The sequence below is a fragment of the Tardiphaga sp. genome (assembly GCF_028290495.1).
GTDB lineage: Bacteria > Pseudomonadota > Alphaproteobacteria > Rhizobiales > Xanthobacteraceae > Tardiphaga.
Window position 1 is genome coordinate 1 of record NZ_JAQGJT010000182.1, and the last position, 21,796, is coordinate 21,796.

Annotated in this window: 21 protein-coding genes and 1 tRNA gene; 13 read left to right on the forward strand and 9 right to left on the reverse strand. The window is 63.8% G+C overall.

Translation table 11 applies throughout. From position 1 onward, the window contains the following. From carB to JWQ24_RS26885, 3 genes are all read right to left on the reverse strand, one after another. Positions 1-1,124, reverse strand: a 1,124-nt coding sequence (gene carB / locus JWQ24_RS26875) for a carbamoyl-phosphate synthase large subunit (protein ID WP_299815128.1), incomplete at its 3' end; no start/stop codon positions are given. 184 nt (positions 1,125-1,308) lie between these two features. After that, a tRNA-OTHER gene (locus tag JWQ24_RS26880) sits at positions 1,309-1,384 on the reverse strand. Between the two features lie 72 nt (positions 1,385-1,456). Next, complete coding sequence (locus JWQ24_RS26885; RefSeq protein ID WP_299815131.1) at positions 1,457-2,152, reverse strand: class I SAM-dependent methyltransferase; 696 nt, start codon at positions 2,150-2,152, stop codon at positions 1,457-1,459. 226 nt (positions 2,153-2,378) lie between these two features. Between JWQ24_RS26885 and JWQ24_RS26890 the strand changes: the two genes are divergently transcribed. Then, positions 2,379-2,909, forward strand: a complete 531-nt coding sequence (locus JWQ24_RS26890) for a DNA starvation/stationary phase protection protein (protein ID WP_299815134.1) — start codon at positions 2,379-2,381, stop codon at positions 2,907-2,909. Positions 2,910-3,062: 153 nt separating this feature from the next. On the opposite strand, the gene carA is transcribed toward JWQ24_RS26890, so the two are convergent. Next, positions 3,063-4,253: a glutamine-hydrolyzing carbamoyl-phosphate synthase small subunit gene (gene carA / locus JWQ24_RS26895; RefSeq protein WP_299815136.1), complete on the reverse strand. Its 1,191-nt coding sequence runs from the start codon at positions 4,251-4,253 to the stop codon at positions 3,063-3,065. Positions 4,254-4,549: 296 nt separating this feature from the next. Here carA and JWQ24_RS26900 point away from each other — a divergent pair, with 296 nt between their 5' ends. Together JWQ24_RS26900 and JWQ24_RS26905 are read left to right on the forward strand one after the other, a co-directional pair. Then, positions 4,550-6,187 (forward strand): glycosyltransferase family 39 protein, encoded by a 1,638-nt coding sequence (locus JWQ24_RS26900; RefSeq protein ID WP_299815139.1) that lies wholly within the window; start codon positions 4,550-4,552, stop codon positions 6,185-6,187. A gap of 93 nt (positions 6,188-6,280) precedes the next feature. Next, positions 6,281-6,736 carry a GatB/YqeY domain-containing protein gene (locus JWQ24_RS26905; protein WP_299815142.1) on the forward strand — a complete coding sequence of 152 codons (456 nt, stop codon included), beginning with the start codon at positions 6,281-6,283 and terminating at the stop codon, positions 6,734-6,736. Between the two features lie 269 nt (positions 6,737-7,005). On the opposite strand, the gene JWQ24_RS26910 is transcribed toward JWQ24_RS26905, so the two are convergent. The 4 genes from JWQ24_RS26910 to JWQ24_RS26925 form a co-directional block, all read right to left on the reverse strand. Beyond that, positions 7,006-7,845, reverse strand: coding sequence for a helix-turn-helix domain-containing protein (locus JWQ24_RS26910; RefSeq protein ID WP_299815145.1), 840 nt, complete (start codon positions 7,843-7,845; stop codon positions 7,006-7,008). 99 nt (positions 7,846-7,944) lie between these two features. Beyond that, positions 7,945-8,580, reverse strand: a complete 636-nt coding sequence (locus tag JWQ24_RS26915; protein WP_299815148.1) for a carboxymuconolactone decarboxylase family protein — start codon at positions 8,578-8,580, stop codon at positions 7,945-7,947. 489 nt (positions 8,581-9,069) lie between these two features. Beyond that, on the reverse strand, positions 9,070-9,840 hold the full coding sequence (locus JWQ24_RS26920; protein WP_299815150.1) for an anti-sigma factor: 771 nt from the start codon (positions 9,838-9,840) through the stop codon (positions 9,070-9,072). Positions 9,841-9,859: 19 nt separating this feature from the next. Then, a complete protein-coding gene (locus JWQ24_RS26925) occupies positions 9,860-10,348 on the reverse strand; it encodes a sigma-70 family RNA polymerase sigma factor (RefSeq protein ID WP_299815153.1) in 489 nt (162 codons plus the stop codon). A gap of 200 nt (positions 10,349-10,548) precedes the next feature. Between JWQ24_RS26925 and fabI the strand changes: the two genes are divergently transcribed. The 4 genes from fabI to JWQ24_RS26945 all read left to right on the forward strand — a co-directional run bounded on the left by fabI (position 10,549) and on the right by JWQ24_RS26945 (position 14,571). Further along, entirely contained in the window at positions 10,549-11,367 is an 819-nt protein-coding gene (fabI, locus tag JWQ24_RS26930) for an enoyl-ACP reductase FabI (RefSeq protein ID WP_299815155.1), read from the forward strand. 11 nt (positions 11,368-11,378) lie between these two features. Then, entirely contained in the window at positions 11,379-11,978 is a 600-nt protein-coding gene (locus JWQ24_RS26935) for a histidine phosphatase family protein (RefSeq protein ID WP_299815158.1), read from the forward strand. A gap of 235 nt (positions 11,979-12,213) precedes the next feature. Further along, positions 12,214-13,299: a chorismate synthase gene (aroC, locus tag JWQ24_RS26940; protein ID WP_299815161.1), complete on the forward strand. Its 1,086-nt coding sequence runs from the start codon at positions 12,214-12,216 to the stop codon at positions 13,297-13,299. Between the two features lie 81 nt (positions 13,300-13,380). Then, a complete protein-coding gene (locus JWQ24_RS26945) occupies positions 13,381-14,571 on the forward strand; it encodes an adenylate/guanylate cyclase domain-containing protein (protein WP_299815164.1) in 1,191 nt (396 codons plus the stop codon). A 364-nt stretch (positions 14,572-14,935) separates the two neighbouring features. On the opposite strand, the gene JWQ24_RS26950 is transcribed toward JWQ24_RS26945, so the two are convergent. Beyond that, positions 14,936-15,481, reverse strand: a complete 546-nt coding sequence (locus tag JWQ24_RS26950) for a cytochrome b (RefSeq protein ID WP_299815167.1) — start codon at positions 15,479-15,481, stop codon at positions 14,936-14,938. Between the two features lie 162 nt (positions 15,482-15,643). Here JWQ24_RS26950 and murI point away from each other — a divergent pair, with 162 nt between their 5' ends. The 6 genes from murI (at position 15,644) to JWQ24_RS26980 (ending at position 21,763) form a co-directional block, all read left to right on the forward strand. Then, positions 15,644-16,441: a glutamate racemase gene (gene murI, locus JWQ24_RS26955; protein ID WP_299815170.1), complete on the forward strand. Its 798-nt coding sequence runs from the start codon at positions 15,644-15,646 to the stop codon at positions 16,439-16,441. A gap of 76 nt (positions 16,442-16,517) precedes the next feature. Further along, positions 16,518-16,901, forward strand: a complete 384-nt coding sequence (locus JWQ24_RS26960) for a cupin domain-containing protein (protein WP_299815173.1) — start codon at positions 16,518-16,520, stop codon at positions 16,899-16,901. A 221-nt stretch (positions 16,902-17,122) separates the two neighbouring features. Further along, positions 17,123-18,589, forward strand: a complete 1,467-nt coding sequence (locus JWQ24_RS26965; protein WP_299815175.1) for an ankyrin repeat domain-containing protein — start codon at positions 17,123-17,125, stop codon at positions 18,587-18,589. Positions 18,590-18,745: 156 nt separating this feature from the next. Beyond that, complete coding sequence (locus JWQ24_RS26970; RefSeq protein WP_299815177.1) at positions 18,746-19,525, forward strand: acyltransferase; 780 nt, start codon at positions 18,746-18,748, stop codon at positions 19,523-19,525. 257 nt (positions 19,526-19,782) lie between these two features. After that, positions 19,783-20,400, forward strand: coding sequence for a 30S ribosomal protein S4 (gene rpsD, locus JWQ24_RS26975; RefSeq protein WP_299720930.1), 618 nt, complete (start codon positions 19,783-19,785; stop codon positions 20,398-20,400). Positions 20,401-20,695: 295 nt separating this feature from the next. After that, positions 20,696-21,763, forward strand: coding sequence for a threonine aldolase family protein (locus tag JWQ24_RS26980; protein ID WP_299815179.1), 1,068 nt, complete (start codon positions 20,696-20,698; stop codon positions 21,761-21,763). Positions 21,764-21,796: the final 33 nt, after the last annotated feature.

Consider the following 21,796-nt stretch of genomic DNA (forward strand, 5'->3'; position numbering starts at 1 on the left):
GCGCCGGGAAATTTCTCGAATGCAAATCGCGGAATCTTGGTGACGACGTAGTCGATGGTCGGCTCGAACGAGGCCGGGGTCGCGCCGCCGGTGATGTCATTGGCGATCTCGTCGAGGGTGTAGCCGACCGCGAGCTTGGCGGCGACCTTTGCGATCGGAAAGCCGGTGGCCTTCGACGCCAGCGCCGACGAGCGCGACACCCGCGGATTCATCTCGATCACGACCATGCGGCCGTCGGCGGGATTGACGCCGAACTGCACGTTGGAGCCGCCGGTTTCCACGCCGATCTCGCGCAGCACCGCCAGCGAGGCGTCGCGCATGATCTGGTATTCCTTGTCGGTCAAGGTCAGCGCCGGCGCCACCGTGATGGAATCGCCGGTGTGCACGCCCATCGGATCGAGGTTCTCGATCGAGCAGACGATGATGCAATTGTCTTTCTTGTCGCGCACCACCTCCATCTCGAACTCTTTCCAGCCCAGCACGGATTCCTCGATCAGGACCTCATCGGTGGGGGAAGCGTCGATGCCGCGCTCGACGATCTCGATGAATTCGGCCTTGGTGTAGGCGATGCCGCCGCCGGTGCCGCCCATGGTGAAGGACGGCCGGATGATCGCGGGCAGGCCGATGTCATCGAGCGCACGCATCGCGTCCGGCAAATTCTTGATCTGTACCGAGCGCGGCGTTTCCAGGCCGATCTTGGTCATGGCCTGGCGGAAGCGGCCGCGGTCCTCGGCCTTGTCGATGGCGTCGGCGGTGGCGCCGATCATCTCGACGTCGAATTTCTCCAGAGTGCCCTGCTTGCGCAAGGAGAGCGCGCAGTTCAGCGCGGTCTGGCCGCCCATCGTCGGCAGCAACGCGAAGCCCTTGGAACGGTCGCCGCGTTCCTTCTCGATGATCTTGGCGACGATTTCCGGCGTGATCGGCTCGATATAGGTCGCATCCGCCAGATCCGGGTCGGTCATGATCGTGGCCGGATTGGAATTGACGAGGACGATGCGGTAGCCCTCTTCCTTCAGCGTTTTGACCGCCTGGGTGCCCGAATAATCGAATTCGCAGGCCTGGCCGATAACGATGGGGCCGGCGCCGATGATCAGGATGGTGGATATGTCAGTGCGTTTGGGCATTGAATCTCGCGATTGTGGCAACTGGGCACAAAAAAAGGGCGCGCGTTGCGCGTCCCTATGAGCCGGGCGCGGGTCATCCTCGCGCGCGGCTGTCTTTAGACCAGTATAACGACGCAAGAAAGGATTTTAAAGCCGCCATCAACCGGCAAATGCCAGCCGGCAGGCGAGACGCCAATCGGCTGGATGGAGGCCCGGCCTGGATTTGAACCAGGATGAAGAGCGTTGCACTGCCCCCGCGTAGACACTTCCGCCACCGGGCCGGTGTCATCCTGCGCCATGGCGCGGCGGCGATCCACGTTAACCTGGAATTAACCTTAACCTTGAGGGTTCCGTCACAACGCGTGGCGGGCCACGAAGGTCATACGCCAGGGATTATGGCCGATATTTACCGGCGCGCGCGACGCCGAGAAGCCGGCGGCGGCGAGCTTGGCCAGCATTTCGGCCTCTGGATAGCGCTGCAGCCCGATCCGGGTCCGCAACTGCCGGTAATCGGACAAAGCGGTGCGCACCAGCCCCCAGACGGCGTCTTTCAGAAATCCGTGCTTCCAGGACAGCTGGATCAACGCAGCCACATCGCGGCCCATGCCGACGTCCGGCTGCAGGATATCGCCGACCACCAGCTTGCCGCCCGGCTTCAGCAGCCGCTTCATGACTTTAAATGCAGCGTCGAGTTCGTCCGGCGTCATGTACTGCGCCACCGAATTCATGACCGCCAGATCGACCGACATCTCTTCCATGTGGCGCAGTTCGTCGAGCGAGCGCACCCGGATCTTGGTGATTGGCGCGAATCGGGCGATCAGCCGGCCGCGCACGCCGGGCGCCGGCTCTGCCAGGATCAGCCTGCCGCAGGCCGCCGCGACCTTGGCCGCCGACAACGCCTCGCCGCAGGCATAATCCAGTACCACGGCGTCCGGCGCGGGGATGTAGCCGATGATGTCGCGGGCGATTTCCTCGAAATGGACGTCGCGGTGCAGCCGGCTGGCGTAGATCGTATGGGTGGAGTCGTAATAGTCGATCCAGTCGTCCATGATTTGACCTGGCCATCTCTGTTCCGGTGCGGGAACCGGTGTTGCTTTGCGATGTTAGGGGTCTAGAGCGTTTTCAAGGGCGTTGGAAACCGCCTTTCACCTGCAAAGCCTCGTTTTCGTGAAATTGGATGATTTCCGACAAGACCGGTAGCGGCCTTTGCATATCAACTTGGTGACGCCCATCTGTCCGACATACCTCGCCCCCGCCCACAGGAAGGTACTGACCGTGTCCCCAGCCAAGAATGCTTCGAAAGTCTCCCCCGATCTCGATACCCCGACCGATCTGCCGAAGGATGCCGTCGAGAAGATTTCCAAGGCGCTGAATCCGCTGCTCGCCGACGCCTTTGCGCTCTATCTCAAGACCAAGAATTTTCATTGGCACATCAGCGGCCGGCATTTCCGCGATTACCACTTGATGCTTGACGAGCAGTCGGACCAGATCTTCGCCACCACCGATGCGCTGGCGGAGCGCGTCCGCAAGGTCGGCGGCACCACGATCCGCTCGATCGGCGGAATCGCCAAGCTGCAGACTATCAAGGACAATGACGAGGCCTATGTGCCACCGCGCGAAATGCTGCGCGAATTGATGAACGACAACAAGGCGATGGCCGCCGCGATGCGCAAAGCCCACAAGGTTGTCGATGATGTCGAGGACGCCGCCTCGGCGGGCCTGCTCGAAAACTTCATCGACGAAACCGAGCGCCGCACATGGTTCCTGTTTGAAGCCAGCCGCCAGGAAGGCGGCAACGAGGACTGAATCTCGTTGGGTGGGCAGGGCGCCGTTCGCCGCGCCCACCGGCGAAGCCTTTCCAGAGTTGTATCGATAGCCCGTAGCCGACCCTCAAAACGCATTCGGGGCCGTCGCGCGTGCGACGGCCCCGAATGATGACGGCTCCGGGTGCCCAGCGTCCTACGACGCTTTCTTGGCCCGCATCAGGTCCGAAAACCGCTTGAACAGGTAATGCGAGTCACGCGGGCCGGGCGAGGCTTCCGGGTGATACTGCACCGAAAACACCGGCTTGCCTTCGAGCTGGATTCCGCAATTTGAGCCGTCGAACAGCGAGACGTGGGTCTGTTTCGCGCCCGCAGGCAGCGTCGCTTCATCCACCGCAAAACCATGGTTCATCGAGGTGATCTCGACCTTGCCGGTGGTCTCGTCCTTGACCGGATGATTGGCGCCGTGGTGGCCCTGATGCATCTTCTTGGTCTTGGCGCCGACGGCGAGGCCGAGCATCTGGTGACCAAGGCAGATGCCAAAGGTAGGCACGCCGGTCTCGATCACTTCGCGGATCACCGGAACGGCATATTTGCCGGTCTCGGCAGGATCGCCCGGGCCGTTCGACAGGAACACGCCGTCCGGCTTCAAGGCCATGATGTCTTCAGCCGAAGTGGTAGCGGGGACGACCGTGATCCGGCAGCCTTCGCCGGCCAGCAGCCGCAGGATGTTGCGCTTGATGCCGTAGTCGATCGCGACGACGTGGAATTCCGGCGCGGTCTGGCGGCCATAGCCCTTTTCCCATTCCCAGGGCGTCTCTTCCCAGGTGAAACGCTGGGCGGAAGTCACCATCGGCACCAGGTCCATGCCTTCAAGGCCCGGCCACTCGCGTGCTTCCTCTTTCAGGCCATGCAGGTCGAACTGGCCGTCGCGGGCGTGCACCAGCACGGCGTTGGGCATGCCCTTGGTGCGGATCAGCGCGGTCAAGGCGCGGGTATCGATACCCGAGATGCCAATGATGCCGCGGGCCTTCAGCCAGGCGTCGAGATGTCGCGAGGAGCGGTAATTCGACGGATCGGTAATGGCCGAGCGCAGGATCACGCCGCGGGCACCGGGCGTCGCCGCCATGTTGATGCTCTCGATATCTTCGTCGTTGGTGCCGACGTTGCCGATATGCGGGAAGGTAAAGGTGATCAGCTGTCCGGCATAAGAGGGATCGGTGAGGATCTCCTCATAACCGGTCATCGCCGTGTTGAAGCAGACTTCGCCAACGGCTTGGCCTTCCGCGCCGAGGCCGAAGCCCTCCAGCACGGTGCCATCGGCGAGCACGAGGAGCGCGGTCGGTTTGTGGTCCGGCCAGGCTGAGGATGTTTCCGAGGGGGTCATGAGTGGACTACATAGTCTCCGCATCCGCCGCCGTCAAAGCCGGAACCGGCAGATTCACATCTCATTCTGCCGAATTTTCGGAAATCTGGGGGGCGGGGAAAGCCGGCATCGCAGGGTTGCGGAGGCGAGGAGGTGTCTATCAGCGATATGCGTTGCACCGTGATTGTCACCGGTATTAACCGAATCTTCGGCAGTGGCAGCGGTATCTGGAACCCCTCGATAATACCCAAGCGTGCTTGCCCGAGCTGACTTTCGCCGTTAGCAAGCTGCAGACCCTCTGTCTTCCGGACATTTCAGTGCAGCTGGATTATTTCTCCGTGATGGCCGCGCGCTCCGCCGCCTCGCCGGCGCGTTGGCGCAAGCCGTTTTTGCGTTGGCTTGACGGGATCGAGGCGGGCTGGGCGATCCCGGCGCTGATCACTGCTTTTGCGGCGATCTGGCTGCTGTTCCTGAGCATCGCCTATCTCAGCGGCGACCTCCATGCCGACGCGCTGGAAACCTGGTCCGTCGGCCGTCAATTCGCCTGGGGCAATGCCAAGCATCCGCCGCTGATGGGCTGGGCGGCCTATGGCTGGACGCAGGTGTTTCCGCTCACCGACTGGTCGTTCCAGCTGCTGGCGATGACCAATGCCGCGGTGGCGCTGTGGGCCGTGGACCTGATCTCGCGGCGCTTCGTGCGCGGCGATTCGCGGGCCGTCGTGCTGCTGCTCCTGATGCTGCTGCCGGCCTACCAGTTCCACGCCCAGCGCTTCAACGCCAACACCGTTCTGCTCGCGGTGTGGCCGCTGGCGACCTATTGCTTCCTGCGCTCCTATGAGAGCCGCGCGGCAGGCTGGGCAGCCGCCGCCGGTGCGTTCGCGGCGCTGGCGATGCTCGGCAAATATTATTCGGTGTTCCTGATCGGCAGCTTCGTGCTGGCGGCGATCGTGCATCCGCAGCGCGCGGCGTATTTTCGCTCGTGTGCGCCGTGGGTCTCGGCGCTGACCGGGCTGATTGTGCTGGGACCGCACATCCACTGGCTGGCAACATCCGGCGCCACTCCGTTCGCTTATGCCCTTCAGGTTCATGGCGGGATCCCGCTGGGGCAGTCGTTCCTGGAGGCGGGCGCCTTCCTGCTCGGCCTCGCTGCGACGCTGGCGCTGCCGGCGCTGGCATGGGTGCTTTCCGCGCAGTTCCGCCTGAAGCACTTTCCTGCCGATTTTCGCGCGATGAGCCCGGGGCTGGTGCTGCTGTTCTGGATCTTCGTCGGCACCGTGGTGCTGCCGGCGATCGTGGCCGTGGCTGTCGGCACTGACATGCCGTCGCTATGGGCCTTGCAGGGCCTGTTCCTGCCTGCGATCCTGATCGTCTGCGGCGCCAGCTTCACGCTGGAGCGGCTCTACGTCGTCAATCTGGCGGTGATGGTGGCGGGGATTGCCGTCGTCGCGGTGGTCGTTGCGGCACCGGTGCATGCCTATTACCGCAACAACATCAATCCGAACGATCGTAGCTATTACCGGCTGGCCGCCATCGAGCTGACTCAGCGTTGGCGTGCGATTTCGGACCGGCCGATGCCGGCGATCTCCGGCGACGATGGGCTGGCCTTCGCCACCGCGTTCTACAGCCCGGATCATCCGTTTTACCGCCGCCCGTTTGAGTACCAGTACACTTGGGGCATGCCGCGGGTGACGACGCTGGAAAAAGGCTGGGCGGCGATGTGCTTCGCGAACAACGAAACCTGCCGGGTCTGGATGGACAAGGTGACGGCGATCGCGCCGGAATTTACCCGTCTCGACTTTGACGTGACGCCGCATCTGTGGGGAAGGGCCGGCAAGCCTGCCAGTCTGATCGCCTTGATGGTGCGGCCACAGGGCGACAAGGCCGACGCTGTGCGGAATCCGGCGTCCGACGGCGCCGTGGATTTCTCGTCTAGCCGCCGGCAGGTGCTTCCCTGACCCTGGCCGCGGTTGTGCGGAACCGGCAAAGCGCCTAGATCGAGCCCACTGGAATGGAGCCCGCGCCGCCCTGCGGCCGGCGAAGGAGACGCCATGCTGCGCGATGACATCAACAACGCCGTCAAGGACGCCATGCGGGCCAAGGACGAGCGCAAGCTCTCCACCCTGCGAATGGTCAATTCGACGATCAAGAACGCCGACATCGAAGCCCGCGGCCAGAGCAAGCCGCCTTTGTCCGACGGCGATCTGCTCAGCGTGCTGCAGAAGATGATCAAGCAGCGCCAGGAATCCGTCGAGCTGTACGACAAGGGCGGCCGCGCCGAGCTGGCCGAGCAGGAGCGCGCCGAGATCGCCGTGATCTCCGCCTACCTGCCGCAGCAGATGTCGGAAGACGACGTCAAGGCCGCTATCACCGCCGAGATCGCGGCATCGGGTGCGGCGGGCATCAAGGACATGGGCAAGGTGATCGCTGCGCTGAAGGCGAAATATGCCGGGCAGATGGACTTCGGCAAGGCCAGCGGCCTGGTCAAGGCCGCATTGACCGCCTGATCATTCAGGGGGCGGCGTTAGGCTCTGACGCAACTTTGGTGATCCTTTATCGATCAACGAACGCATTCAATGAGTCCGATCAACAAGTTAGATTGTCACCGTCATTGGATCGCGATGACGCCAACCGACCACTCTCCAATTGGCTGCTGGCCCCCTGAAATCGGGAGTCTTTTCAAAACGATCGACCGCTGCGGTTGTCGACGGGATCGAGCGTCCATCACCAAATCTGAGTCAGCCCCAATCTTGGAGGCCGAATGGAATTCTGGCGCTCACCTTGTGTCGTCATTCAGGAGTGCGGCGTGGCGTGCCTCGGTCGGCTCGTCCGCTGGAAACATGCATTCGATGCGCAGTTCTTCGGCCGCAACGGTCTGCGGCGTTCCGAGGGTGGTGACCATAGAGAAATAGTTGAGAACATGGCCATCCTTGACGAAACCGATGGGAATGACCGGCATCACCGACTGAACGCGCGTCGTCTTAGGCTGGGTCCAGTCCGGTTCGACGTCGGGATACGCAAGCAGAGATGTCAGCAGTTCCTTGATTTTGTCGTCAACGACGCGTCCGACCGTCTCCCGGTAGACGCGCTGGATCAGGCTTTCCGCGACGGTGGGCCAGTCGGCGACGAACGGCCGTATGCCTTCTGGATCGAACATCAGGTGCAGCATGTTGCGCGGGCTCTTGCGCGCCGACAGGTCGGTGAAGCGACCGAAGAAGCGCGGCGCCGCCCGGTTGGTCATGAGCACGTTCCAATAGCGGTCCATGACCAAAGCGGGGAACGGTTCGTGCTGGCGCAGGATGCGCTCTAGGGCCTTGGTGATGCTGTGCATCTCGGGGCCGTCCCAAGCACCGTCCGGGTAGATCGGCGCGTAACCACCGGCCAGCAAGAGCGTGTTGCGGTCGCGCAAGGGTATGTCCAGCGCTGTTGCGATGTCGATCAGCATCTGGCGGCTCGGCACGCTTCGCCCGATCTCAATGAAGCTGATGTGCCGCTGCGACACGCCGGTGTCGAGCGACAGGTCGAATTGACTCTTGCCGCGCAGATCGCGCCAGTGGCGCAGCAGGGTTCTCAGCTCGCCACCCTGCGGTGTAACTGTCGAATTCCGCGTCGGCATTGCGCGTGGCTCCCTCTCAAAGGCAGGACAAGCCGAGCCGGTTAGGTCAGCGCAGTCCGCACGGCACTATAGATTGGCGGTGCGGACCGTCGCTGGGATTTACGCCTGCCAGGCATGCTGCTGCAGGAAGTCCTCTAGCGGCGGCTCGGTCATGGTGCCAGCATAATTGGTGATGGTTGAGGCCGCTATAACTGCCAGAATTTCCAGCGTCTGTTCCGGCCTGAAGCCGGCCTCGGCGAAAGCCGTCAGATCCTGCTCGATCACGTGGCCGCGCGTTTCGATCAGCTTGCGCGCCAGGATCGACAGCGCGGCAAGACGCTTGTTCGCCGGCGCACGGCGCGCGCGGATCGCATCGACATCGACCGCCGCCACGTCTTGCTTGAGCGCCAGCATCGTATGAAACGCGACTGCCCAGGCACTGGAATTTGTGACCGCATTGGTCAACAGCAAAATCTGGATCTCCGCCTCTGTGAATGTGCCGGCATGAACCTGCTGAAACAATCCGATGAAAGCCTTGATCAGCTCTGGCGAGTTGGCCATGGCGCCGGCAATGTTCGGAATTAGGCCGAAAGTCTGCTGCACCTGCTCCAGCACGGATTTCGATTTGTCCGGAGCTGAAGCAATAGATTGGATCGGATAGAAAGACATGATCGCTTCTCGCTTCTCGCTGATGACCGCATGAACGAAATCCGTTCGGGCTGCGAGGGTTAAAGCCGAAGCATCGACGCTCGCCAACTACCTGCCAGGTAGTAAGACAAGCCCTCGCGGCCGGGCCAAGGCGTGATACGGTTTGCCGAAACAGCCTCGCGATCCTTTTCAGCCCTGCCTGTGAATCGGCGCCGGGGTCAGGTAACAGGAAGGATGGGCGGTAACGCTCTGAAGGAACTTAAGTAAGCTTCGTTGAAGTGGGGTCACGATCGGCGCCGGTCTTGCCCCCACTCCGGTACGGATTATGTCAAGCGCGGCAAGGAATTGTGGCCGATAATTCACGGGGCCAAGTTCGGCTCTGACTCAATTTTGATGATGGACGCTCGATCCCGTCGATAATCGCCGCGGTCGATCGTATTGAAAAGACTCCCGATTTCAGGGGGCCAGCAGCCAATTGGAGCGCGATTGGTTGACGCCATCGCGATTCATGGCAGTGACAACCTAACATGTCGATTGGACTCATTGAATGCGTTCGTTGAACGACAAAGCATCACCAAAATTGCGTCAGAGCCGGCGTTATCCGCCGGCCTTTTCGGTCTGGTCGTAGACCAGCCGCGCCACCTGATTGAGGCGGTCCTTGTCGGTCGGGCCCGACAGCACGTAGCCGACACCCTTGTCGGCCCAGAACAGGGCGCCGTCCTTGTCCTGCGAGGCATAGCGCATCTGCGTGGTGTCGGTGGTCGCGCGCGACGTGAACAGCGTGAAGCGTTCGCCGTTCGGGCTTTCATACATGAAGAACGCCGCGGGGGCCTCGGGGCCGGGCAGCAGCCGGCCGCCAACCAGCTTCAGCCCGGTGCCGTCGAGTTCCGGCGCCTTGATCTCGTAGCCGACGCGCTTCGACAGCCACTGTTGCAGATGTGCGCGCTCGGAGCCGGCGACCTCGACGGGATGCCGGACTTCGACCACGTAGAGCCGGTGCGCGCCCAGCGCATCGAGCGTGAAATGCTGGAATGCCGACGGCGAGGCCGCAGCGCCATGCGCCAGCCAGCCGACGCCGCCACCGGCCGCGAACGCCAGCATGGCGGCAGCCACCGCGCCGTAGAGCAGGGATCGTGGTTGCCGTACCAGGCGATCGATCTCCAGCCGCGCCGGCACCGCCTCGTCGGCGACCGCGTCGTAGCGGGCGTGCAGCAACTCGGCCATTGTGCGCCACGACTGCACCCGCTCCGCATCGTCGGGATGCACGCTGAGCCACGCCTCGACTTCGCCGTGGCGCTCCGCCGGTAGCTCATTGTCGACGTAAGCGTGCAGTTCGTCTTCGGTGACGGGCATGCGGGGTTCGGTCATGGTCTCGTTTTCCCTTGAATCATTTGACCGCGCGAAGCGCCGGGCGCTGGCCTTCGAGATAGGCCTTCACATGGGCGCGGGCGCGGGCGAGGCGGGACATCACGGTGCCGATCGGCACGCTCTGGATCTCGGCAACCTCGCGGTAGCTCAGCCCCTCCAGCATCACCAGCAGCAGCACCGAGCGCTGATCCTCGACCAGAGCGGCCAGCGCGCGCGCGATGTCGCGGCCTTCGGCCTCGGTGCCTGATGCGTCGGGGTTGTTGTCGAACAGCTCGGTCATCTGCGGCCGCCGCGCCAGCGAGCGGCGGCGGTTGCGGTTGAGGTTGGTGAGGATGGTGTAGAGCCAGCTACGCAGGTCGCCGCCGATGAACAGTTTTTCGGAGCGCAGCGCGCGGACCAAAGTGTCCTGCACCAGATCGTCAGCGATGTCGGCGTCGCGCGTCAGCGCCCGCGCATAGCGGCGGAGCGCCGGAATCAGGCTCTCGACGCTGTCTCGAAACGCACTCATGAAGTCACCGTCACGGGCTGTGTCCTGCCGGTTCCACGGCGCTGGCGAATGGCCGTGTCCTTCATAACACCTTGGCCGTCCATCTATTCCGGCATTGCCGCCGGACGGTAAACGCGATGCTGCCTGGCCGATTGGGGCTGTACCGGGCGGGAGGGCTAGTGTACCCCGAAACCTTGAATTTCAAGCGGACAGGATACGACATGGTTGAACCAACAGGCCTGATGCAGGGCAAGCGCGGCGTCATTCTAGGCCTCGCCAACAACCGCTCGATCGCCTGGGGCATCGCCAAATCCTGCCACGCCCAGGGCGCCGAACTCGCTTTCACCTACCAGGGCGATGCGCTGAAGAAGCGGGTTGAGCCTCTGGCAGCCGAACTCGGTGGCCTCGTGCTCGGCCATTGCGACGTCACCGACCCCGCCACCATCGATGCGGTCTTCGACGTGCTCAAGGAAAAGTGGGGCAAGATCGATTTCGTGGTCCATGCCATCGCGTTCTCCGACAAGGACGGGCTTGAGGGGCGCTACGTTGATACCAGCGCGGAGAATTTCTCCAAGACCATGCTGATCTCGTGCTTCTCGCTGACCGCCGTCGCGCAGCGCGCCGAGAAGCTGATGACCGAGGGCGGCTCGATCATCACGCTCACCTATTACGGCGCCGAGAAGTGGATGCCGCATTACAACGTGATGGGCGTGGCGAAAGCCGCTCTGGAAGCCAGCGTGCGCTATCTCGCCGCCGATCTCGGCGTGCAGAACATCCGCGTCAACGCGATCTCCGCTGGTCCGATCAAGACGCTGGCCGCATCGGGCATCGGCGACTTCCGCTACATCCTGAAATGGAACGAACATAATTCGCCGCTGCGCCGAACCACGACGATCGACGAGGTCGGCGACAGTGCGCTGTATCTGTTGTCCGATATGTCGCGCGGCGTCACCGGCGAAGTGCATCACGTCGATTCCGGCTACCACGTCGTCGGCATGAAACGTCCTGATGCGCCGGACATCTCGCTCGGCAAGGACTGATCGCTTTCTCCATGCCGCAACCAACGATCTACTACATCCGCCACGGCCAGACGGAATGGAACGCGGCCGGCCGCTTCCAGGGCTCGCAGGACATTCCGCTGAACGAACTCGGCCGCGAGCAGGCGGCGCATGCCGGCGGGATCCTGAGGGATCTGTTGGCGGGCCATGGGCGCGGCGCCAATACGCTCGGTTTCGTGTCGAGCCCGCTCGGACGGGCGCGTTCGACGATGGAATTCGTGCGCACGCAGCTCGATCTGCCGCCGCAGGAATACGTGCTTGACGCCCGACTGCGCGAGATCGGCTATGGCCGCTGGGAAGGCTCGACGCTGGCGGAGCAGGAAGCTTCGCACCCCGAGATTTTTAACGCGCGCCAGACCGACAAATGGGGCATGCCGCCGCCCGACGGCGAAAGCTATGCCGATGTGCAGCGCCGGATGCGCGACTGGTACGAGGGCCTCATCGGCGACATGGTTGCAGTGGCGCATGGCGGCACGGCAAGGGCGCTGATGGTCGCGCTGGGCGTGCAGACTATCGCCGCGGCGGCCGAACTGCCGATCGAGCAGGGCGCGGTGTATGTGTTCAGCCCGCAGGGACTGGCGAAGTATACTTGATCTAGGACTCAGCGTTCGTGTTCAGCGTCCCTTCGTCCCGGCGCAGCTTCGCTGCGTTGGGGGAGATGGGAAGCATGCGCTGCCCACTCCTCGTCATGCCCGGCCTCGTGCCGGGTATCCACGTTCTCCCGGAACATCGTGGATGGCCGGGACAGGCCCGGCCATGACGAACATTGCGATTTTCGCGAGTTCTCGGTACGACACTAGCCGATCTCGCTAGTCTCGGAATTTACCCATGTCCTTCAATACCTTCGGCCACATGTTCCGGGTCACCACCTTTGGCGAGAGCCACGGGCCGGCGATCGGCTGCGTGGTGGATGGCTGTCCGCCGCTGCTGCCGCTGGATGTGGCCGATATCCAGGCCGACCTCGACCGCCGCAAGCCCGGTCAGTCCCGTTTCACCACGCAGCGGCAGGAAGCGGATATCGTCAGGATCCTGTCCGGCGTGATGGCGCATCCGGAGACCGGGGTGCAGGTCACCACCGGAACGCCGATCGCCCTGATGATCGAGAACACCGATCAGCGTTCCAAGGACTATTCCGACATCAAGGACAAGTTTCGTCCGGGTCACGCTGACTTCACCTATGAAGCGAAATACGGCTTGCGCGACTACCGCGGCGGCGGGCGCTCCTCGGCGCGCGAGACCGCGACCCGCGTCGCTGCCGGCGCCATCGCGCGAAAAATCGTACCGGGCATGACCGTGCGCGCGGCTTTGGTGCAGATGGGGCCGCACAAGATCAACCGCGACAACTGGGACTGGAGCGAGGTCGGCAACAATCCGTTCTTCTGTCCCGACAAGGACAAGGCCGCGTTCTTCGAGGGCTACCTCGACGGCATCCGTAAATCCGGCTCGTCGATCGGCGCGGTGATCGAGGTGATTGCCGAAGGCATTCCTGCAGGTCTGGGCGCGCCGATCTACGCCAAGCTCGATGGCGATCTGGCCGCGGCGCTGATGAGCATCAACGCCGTGAAGGGCGTCGAGATCGGCGACGGCTTTGGCGCGGCCGAACTGACCGGCGAGGAGAACGCCGACGAGATGCGCATGACCAATCACGGCGCCTCGTTCCTGTCCAACCATGCCGGCGGCGTGCTCGGTGGCATTTCCACGGGGCAGCCGGTGGTGGCGCGCTTCGCAGTCAAGCCGACCTCCTCGATCCTGGCGCCACGCAAGACCATCGACCGCTCAGGCGCCGATACCGATATCCTCACCAAGGGCCGCCACGATCCTTGCGTCGGCATCCGCGCGGTGCCGGTCGGCGAGGCGATGGTCGCCTGCGTGATGGCCGATCACTTTTTGCGGCATCGCGGCCAGGTGGGATAGGCTCACACGACGTTCCCCGGATGCGGCGCAGCACGTAGTGCTGCTTCGCTGATCGGGGAAACGAACCAAGGTGGGTGTCCATTGAGCGCTGCTACCACCATCACCGATATCACCGCCTGGTTGACCGACGGCGCGCGCTCCTCGCCGACGCCTGCCGGGATGATGCGGGAATGCTGCGAACGCCTGATCGCGGCCGGGCTGCCGCTGTGGCGCGTCGGCGTGTTTGTGCGCACGCTACATCCCGATATCTTCGGCCGCAATTTCATCTGGCGTCCCGGCACGGAGGTCGAGGTGGGATCGGTGGATTTTGATATCCAGCAGGCCCCGGAATTCCTCAGAAGTCCGCTCGCGGTGGTGTTTCAGCAAGCCATCGAAGTGCGCTGCCGGCTCGATGATCCCTCAGGCGAGCGCTTTCCGTTTTTCGATGACATGCGCGCCGAGGGCGTCACCGACTACATTGCGCTGCCGCTGTCGTTCGTCGATGGCATCATTCACGCCTCGAGCTGGACCACAAAGCAGCCGGGCGGCTTCACCGACGCGCAACTCGCCGACCTCAAACGTGTGCTGCCGCCTTTGGCCCGACTCATTGAAGTCATCAATTTGCGTCGCACCGCCTCGACGCTGCTCAACACTTATGTCGGGTCGCGCGCCGGCGAGCGCATACTCGCCGGGCAAATCCGTCGCGGCCATACCGAGACCATGCACGCCGCGATCTGGCTGTCCGACCTGCGCGGCTTCACTGCTTTGTCGGACCGGCTGCCGCCGGAGCAGGTCGTCGAGATCCTCAATCTGTACTTCGACTGTCAGGTCGCGGCGATCCTGAAGCACGGCGGCGAGGTGCTGAAATTCATGGGCGACGGGCTGCTCGCGGTGTTTCCGATCAGCGATGAGCGCGAGGCGCAGGCGGTGTGCAGCCGGGTGCTGGAGGCCGCGTCCGAGGCCCGCGCAGCGGTTGCGGCGATGGAGTTTGTCGCAGGGGATGTCACCGAGCGCTTTCGCTTCGGCGTCGCGCTTCATGTTGGCCGCATCCTGTATGGCAATATCGGCGGCGGAAACCGGCTGGACTTCACCTGCATCGGTCCTGCGGTCAATCTCGCGGCACGGCTGGAGAAGATCGCGGGCCGGCTCGGCCGCACCATCGTGGCGTCCGCGGCGTTCGCGGATATCTGCAGCAGCGGCTGGCATGACCTCGGCGAGTTTCCGATCGCCGGGTTTTCCAAGGCGGAGCATGTCTATGGGCGTGAGGATGAGGCTGGCGGCGCCGCAGGCTAGAGCTTTTTTGGATTGAGCCTACTCGCCGTCCTCATGGTGAGGAGCGCGCCACTTGGCGCGCGTCTCGAACCATGAAGCGTTTGTCGCCCATCCCCAGCGAATGGCGTTGCCATTCGCTGGGGACACGGTCGAAGGCGACCGCTCCTCAGGATGACGAATTCTTGCGGAGAGAATGCCCCATCTCAAAACGAAGATGCTCTAGCTGACAATGTGATCGAACAGGGATGCTGTTTGCTGCGGTGCATGAGGCTGCTTATGACAGGCACATCACGACATCTCGCTGCGCTGCAGAACTTGATCGCTATCGGGGCATAGCGGACCTCGCCAACCGTCCGCCCGGAATGACACCTTGAAGGTCCGGGCCCTACTCCCCCGTCACCATCCGCATCACCACGTCGTCGCGCTTGATGAAGCGATGATACAGCGCCGCGAGGATGTGGATCACCACCAGCGCGATCAGCACATAGGCCATGTAGATGTGCACGTCCTCGTAGAGGTCGGCGTTGGCCTTGTCGGTACTGGTGAACTGCGGCACCCGGAACAGGCCGAAGAAGTCGGCATAGTCGGGCTTGTGCGCTCCGGAATGCGCCCAGCCGAGAACGGCGACCAGCATGGTGACGAGATACAGCGCCCAGTGGTTGGCGCTGGCCAGCATGCGCTCCCAGCGCGGCGCCCCCGCGGGCAGCGCCGGCACCGGATTGAGCGCGCGCCAGATCAGCCGCAGCGCCATCAGAAGCAGGATCATGTAGCCGATGTCGGCATGGATCGAGCGGTGGAAGAACCGCACCGGCCGCGGCGCGAGGTGGTTGAACCACCAGCCATAGGCCAGCATGAAGATGATGGCGACGCCCAGGATCCAGTGCGAGGCGCGGGACAGGCTGCCCCAGGCACGGGTAGTGTTGCGCAGCATACAGATCCACCTTTGAACCACTCCAGTCCCCGAGCAGGCCACGGCAACGGCACTGCGGCAAGCGGTCGCGCCCTCATAAAGCCGCAAGCGGGCTGGAATAGCTCCAAACTCGCGGCGCGCCGCGCAACCTCGCAGTAACCAGGATTCGCTATGATCGCCGGCATGCCAGCCGTTCCCACCATCCTCGTGTTCGATTCCGGTCTCGGCGGGCTCACGGTGCTGCGCGAGATCGTCCGCGCGCGCCCTGACGCGCGCTACGTCTATGTCGCCGACGATGCGTTCTTTCCCTACGGCCAGCACAGCGAGGCAGAGATCGTCGGCCGCGTGGTGCCGGTGATCGGCGAGTTGATCGCCACGCACCGGCCGGACCTCGTGGTGATCGCCTGCAACACCGCCTCGACGCTGGTGATGGGCCACCTGCGCCGCGCCTGGCCGGTGCCCTTCGTCGGCACGGTACCGGCGATCAAGCCGGCCTGCGCACAATCGCAGACCAGGCGCGTCTCGGTGCTCGGCACGTCAGGCACTGTGAAGCGCGAATATACCCGCGCGCTGATCCACGATTTCGCCGGGGGATGCGACGTCACGCTGGTCGGTTCGGCGAACCTCGCATCGCTCGCCGAAAAGGCGCTCGGCGGCGATGCCGACATCAGCGACGCCGACATCACAGCCGAGATCGCGCCCTGCTTCGTCGATGATGGCGTATCGCGCACCGACACTGTGGTACTGGCCTGCACGCACTATCCGCTGCTGCTCGACCGGCTCATCGCGCTGGCGCCGTGGCCGGTGACCTGGATCGATCCGGCGCCCGCGGTGGCGCGGCGCGTCGTCGACCTGCTCGGCGCCGGCGACATTGAAGCGGGCTCCGGCGCACCCGAGATGTACTTCACCTCCGGCCGGCCGCATGCGCCGGGCGCGGCCTTGCTGCCATCTTTCGGCGACCGCGCGAAGCTGGCGATCTGATCGCCCTTTCGCGTTTGAAACTTCGCTGCTAGCTTTCATCGCTTGTTCCGCAAAGAGAACGGCGATGGAGGATTGCATGCTCAAGAAACTCATTCTCGGTGTGAGCGTCGTGGCTTTTTCCGCCGGCGTGGCCTACGCGCAAGGTATCAAGCGCACCCCGCTACAGAAGCTCGATTTCCCGGAAGGCTATGAGACCGTCACCGCGATCGCCGAAGTCCCGGCCGGCGGCGCCTCCGGCCGTCACACCCATCCGGGGGCCGAGACCGGCTATGTGCTCGACGGCGAACTCGAACTGGTGATCGACGGCCAGGCGCCGCTCAAGCTCAAGGCCGGCGATTCCTACCAGATCCCCGCCGGCGCCGTGCACGACGCCAAGACCTCCGGCGACAAACCGCTGAAGGTGCTGGGCATCTACATCATCACCAAGGGCAAGCCACTGGCGACCCCGGCTCCGAACTAGGGCGCGAGCTCATTGACGCGTCGCCGCTCGGACTGATGCGAAGCGGACTCCTCATCTTCGCGGCTTGACGTCGCGGACTTGCCGGAGATAGCGTTGCATCTGGTCGAGCAGGCGACCGTCGGACCGCGTAAAGGGTTGAACCCGCCTCCAGCACTTCACTTACATCTCCTTCTTTCTTGCCCGAGAATCGCGGTCGCCGGGCGCCCGGAAAGAAGGTTGCCATGCCGCAGGTTTTGCCCGCGAAGCCCCATCTCGATTGGCTCAGAAAGACCGCCAGGCAGCGGCTCGTTCAGCTACGCACCGGCCAGCCCGGCGCCAGACTGCATGAAGCTCAGCTTGCAGTCGCCCATGACTATGGCTTCAAGAGCTGGCGCGCGTTGAAGTCGCATATCGACAGCATCAGTCCGCCGTTTCGCGATCGCGATCGCGTTTTCGAAGCCGCACACGCCGGCGACCTTGAGACCGTCCGCAACGCCTTTGCGGCGGGCTTTGACCCCGCAACACCGGACGCCGACGGTCGCACGGTACATCAGATCGCCAAGCACCGGGGACATGAAGCGCTCGAGGTTCTGGTACGCAGTCTCCAGGGAGGAAAAACCCGTCCGGACGAGGAGATGCAGGCGATCCAGGCCATCATGCGGGCGGCGCAGTCCGGCGATCTCGACGCGCTCCGCGCCGGCCTCGACGCACATCCTGAATGGATCGACGCGCTGGGCGGCGGATTTCAGAAGGCTACGGCGCTGCACCTCGCGGTTCTGCGCAACCAACATGCCGCCACCCGCCTGTTGATCGAGCGGGGGGCCGATCTCAACCGTCGTGACTTTCCGGACAACGCCGCGCCGCTGCATTTCGCGGCAGCACATGGCGATATGGAGACGATCAGGCTGCTGGTCGAGGCCGGCGCCGATGTCGATGGCAAAGGCGACGATCACGGGGTCGGCGTGCTCGGCTGGGCAACCTGCTTCGGCGATGTGCGCCAGGACGTCGCCACCTATCTGCTCGACCACGGGGCGAAGCTCGACCTGTGGACGGCGATTGCGCTCGATCGAACCGACGACCTGCGCGCCATGGTGGCCGGAGATCGCTCTTTGCTGGCCTCCCGAATGACCCGCAACCAGCATCGCTGTACGCCGCTCCATCATGCCGTCAGGAAGAAGCGGCCGCGCATCGTGCAGCTTCTTCTCGAACTCGGCGTCGCCCCGAATGCACGCGATGCGACCGGCGCAACCGCGTTGACGACAGCGTCAGAGGGCGGCACGGACCCGGACATCGTTGCGGCCCTCCGGCAGGCCGGGCTCACGCCCGACTTGCTGACGGCCGTGAATTTGGGACTGTACGGCGAAGCCGAGACGATGTTGCGGGACGACCCGTCCCGGATCGGTCCTGACGGCGGCGACACCATCGCCCTGCATGTTTCCGTCAACAAACGGAACCTGCCCGCCATTCGCTGGCTGCTGGCGCACGGCATCGACGTCAATGCCAAGCGGCGGATGTGGGACATCAATCACACCGCGCTCCATATGACGACCGAAAGCGGCGCCATCGAGATAGCTCGGCTCCTGCTCGATGCCGGAGCCGATCCGAATGTACGTGACGACAGGCATCAGGCCACTGCATTGGGCTGGGCCGAGTTTTTCGGTCGCGATGAAATGGCGGAGCTCATTCGCGAGAAAGGTGGTGTCCTCTGAAAAAGAGGAAAAAGGTCTTCTCCGGACGCTGCTAGAAAATCTGTATTCGGGTACCCGAATGCGCCGCCGAATGCTGTGTAAACGCCTGAACCGTGCTAGGTCACAATAAATCAAATCGGGCGAACAACGCCCGGTCTGTCGTGGGGGCGGTTCGGGATGCGTGGTTCGATTCACAAGGTGTCGGTACCGCGCCGGCTAATCATCGACCTGATGCATGCCTCCATGGACGTCCCGTTCGTCGCTTTGCGGCGGCGGTTGCATGTCACCGCACTCGCCGGGGCGCGCGCGGGCTGTACGCTGCGGCCGGGCTGGGCCGCCATCTTCACCAAGGCGTTCTGCCTGGTGGCGCGGGACGAGCCGATCCTGCGCACCATGTACGTCAAGGGATGGTGGCCGCATTTCTACGAATTGCCGCAGAGCACCGGCATGGTGGCGATTTCACGCAACGAAGGCGGCGAGCAATGCGTGCTGCCGCAGCGGGTCTGCAACGCCGAAGCGATGTCGCTGGCGGCGGTCGATGCGGAGATTCGCTACGCCATGACCGCGCCAGTCGAGAAGGTGCCGATGTTCCGCAAGCTGCTGCGGGTATCCCGGCTGCCGATGCCACTGCGCCGGCTGCTATGGGCCACCTGCATGGCCTGGGGCCGGCAGCGGGCCAATTTCTGCGGCAATTTCGGCATTACCTCGGTGGCCGCATTCGGGCCCGGCAATCTGGATGCGCTGAGTCCGGGGCCGTTCCTGCTCAGCTACGGCGCGCTGGATGCCGACAACGGCATGGACGTAGTGATCCGCTGGGACCACCGCGTCACCGACGCCGCCCTGATCGCGCGAACCCTGAGTCGGCTGGAACAGGTGCTGAATGGCGAGCTGGCGGCCGAAATGCGCGCCAGCCACCCCGTGGTGATCGCCCATTCGCCGCACGCACTGGCCGGATAAGCGGTAAAAGCCGGTTTGGCGGCGAAAAACGCAGGTTCCGGGCCACGGGATCGGCCGCTTTGAATTGACATATCCGGCCGTTTTTCCTAGAACCCCGCTTGCTCGCGGGCCGTTTTCGGCCCGCGTTGCGTTTCGCACCCGTGGTTCTCCTCCCAGCTTGGGAATGAACCTGTCGGCCCCGGGATTTCCCCTCAAGGGAATTCATCGGTGCACAGGAGGGCGCGTCTCCTCATCCACATCTTAACATCGAGGACGCGATGACCAAGCGTAGTGAAGCCAAGTATAAAATCGACCGCCGCATGGGCCAGAACATTTGGGGTCGTCCCAAATCGCCGGTCAACAAGCGCGAATACGGCCCCGGCCAGCACGGCCAGCGCCGCAAGGGCAAGCTCTCCGACTTCGGCGTGCAGCTGCGCGCCAAGCAGAAGCTGAAGGGCTATTACGCCAACATTTCCGAGCGCCAGTTCCACTCCATCTACGTGGAAGCCGGCCGCATGAAGGGCGACACCGGTGAAAACCTGATCGGCCTGCTCGAGCGCCGCCTCGACACCGTGGTGTACCGTGCCAAGTTCGTCGCCACCATGTTCGCCGCCCGTCAGTTCATCAACCACGGCCACATCAAGGTGAACGGCAAGCGCGTCAACATCGCCTCCTACAAGGTGAAGGTCGGCGACCTCGTCGAGATCAAGGAATCCTCGAAGCAGCTCGCTTTCGTGCTGGAAGCCTCGACGCTCGGCGAACGCGACACCCCGGATTACGTCGAAACCGATCACGGCAAGATGACCGCCAAGTTCATCCGCATCCCCCTGCTGTCGGACGTTCCGTTCGCCGTGCAGATGGAGCCGCATCTGATCGTCGAATTCTATTCGCGCTAATTTCTGATAGCGCTGACGAGATCAAGGCCCCGGTTTCACCGGGGCCTTTTTTGTGGGCGCTTCTTCAGCAGCCCTCTCCCTGTCGTCGCCCGGCTTGACCGGGCGACCCAGTAAACACCGCTGTCGGTGATCGAACCGTGCCGACAACGTATACTGGGTCACCGGCTTTCGCGGGTGACGACAACGGAGTATGTCGTTGCGCCAGAGCCCCACCCCTGGCCCTCTCACTCAGTGCGGGAAAGGGAGCGTAATCTCCCAGCGTCGCTTCGATTGAGAAAGACCGAGAGTTCATCGCATGACCTACACGCCCGTTCCCACCGACCCCGCACTAGCCCCGGTGCGTATCAACCTGTTGTCCGACACGCAGACCCGTCCCACGCCTGCGATGCGCGCGGCGATGGCCGACGCCCCGGTCGGTGACGAGCAGATCGGCGACGACCCCACCGTCAACGCGCTGTGCGCGCGCGTTGCCGGGTTGCTCGGCAAGGAAGCCGCGGTGTTCATGCCGTCGGGCACGATGTGCAACGTCGCCGCCACGCTGGTGCATTGCCGGCCCGGCGATGAAATCCTCGCGCATCCGACCGCCCATCTGATCAGCCGCGAAGGCGGCGCGCATGCAGCCCTCGGCGGCTTCCAGGTGACGGCCGTGCCGGGCGCCGACGGACAGTTCACGCCCGCCGCGTTCAAGGCCGCATTACATCCGCGCAACCGCTACGAGCCGCCGCAGACCCTCGTCAGCGTCGAGCAGACCGCCAATATCGGCGGCGGCACGATCTGGCCAAAGACGGCGCTCGACGAAATCGTCGCCATCGCGCGCGACCACCGCATGGCCACGCATATGGACGGCGCGCGCTTGCTGAACGCCTGTGTCGCAACCGGCATCAGCGCGCCGGAAATGTCCGAGGGCTGGGATTCGGTGTGGCTCGACTTCACCAAGGGCCTCGGCGCGCCGCTGGGGGCCGCGATGGCCGGCTCGCGCGACTTCATCGACGAAGTCTGGCGCTGGAAGCAGCGTCTCGGCGGCTCGATGCGCCAGGCCGGCACGTCCGCCGCGGGCTGCCTGTATTCGCTCGACCATCACGTCGAGCGACTGAAAGACGACCACACCAATGCCCGTGTTCTGGCCGGCGGCCTGGCCCAGATCGAGGGCATGGTGGTGCAGCAGCCGCAGACCAATCTGGTGTTCTTCGATCCCGCAGGCACGGGCGTTACGGGTGCCGCGATGGTCGCGGCGCTGCGCCAGCGCGGCGTGCTGCTCGCCACGATGGACGGCCGCATCCGCGCCTGCACGCATCTCGATGTGAGTGCGGCAATGATCGAGGAAACGCTGGGGCTGGTGCGGGATATCGTGCGGGCCGCGTAACGTCGTCGCCACCCCACACATAACTGTCATCGC